Source organism: Thalassolituus sp. UBA6592, from assembly GCF_002433655.1.
Taxonomy (GTDB): Bacteria; Pseudomonadota; Gammaproteobacteria; order Pseudomonadales; family Oceanobacteraceae; genus Venatoribacter.
Genome location: NZ_DJIO01000016.1, coordinates 11,602 through 12,082 on the forward strand (window position 1 = coordinate 11,602; position 481 = coordinate 12,082).

Consider the following 481-nt stretch of genomic DNA (forward strand, 5'->3'; position numbering starts at 1 on the left):
TGATCTGATCGTCAGCAATCCGCCTTATATTGATGGTGCCGACGAGCATCTGCAGCAGGGCGATGTACGCTTTGAACCGCGCAGCGCGCTGGTGGCGGAAGAGCAGGGCTTAGCCGATCTTCGTCATATTATTGAGCAGGCTCCGGACTATCTGACTGCCGACGGCTGGCTGCTGCTGGAACACGGCTGGCAGCAGGCCGATGCTGTATGTGAGCTGCTGCGTCAGCGTGGCTTCACCGACGTTGAAAACCGCTGCGATCTCGGCGCTAATCCAAGAATCAGTGGTGGGCGCTGGCCTGCGCAGCGCATTGCCTGACAGTACTGACTTATTAAAGGCCCGGTTATGAACGACGAACAACTGCTCAGATACAGCCGCCACATTATGCTGCCGCAGATGGATATCGACGGTCAGGAAAAACTGTTGGCCGCTCATGTACTGGTCGTCGGTCTTGGCGGTCTTGGCAGTCCGGTGGTGCAGTAT

Annotated in this window: 1 protein-coding gene and 1 pseudogene; both read left to right on the plus strand. The window is 57.2% G+C overall.

The window, feature by feature from the left end; translation table 11 throughout:
* A pseudogene (locus tag B2Z72_RS01415) lies at nt 1-316 on the plus strand (protein-(glutamine-N5) methyltransferase, release factor-specific); the annotation flags it as partial.
* A gap of 27 nt (nt 317-343) precedes the next feature.
* A partial coding sequence (locus B2Z72_RS01420; protein ID WP_297004039.1) for a ThiF family adenylyltransferase occupies nt 344-481 on the plus strand: 138 nt, incomplete at its 3' end.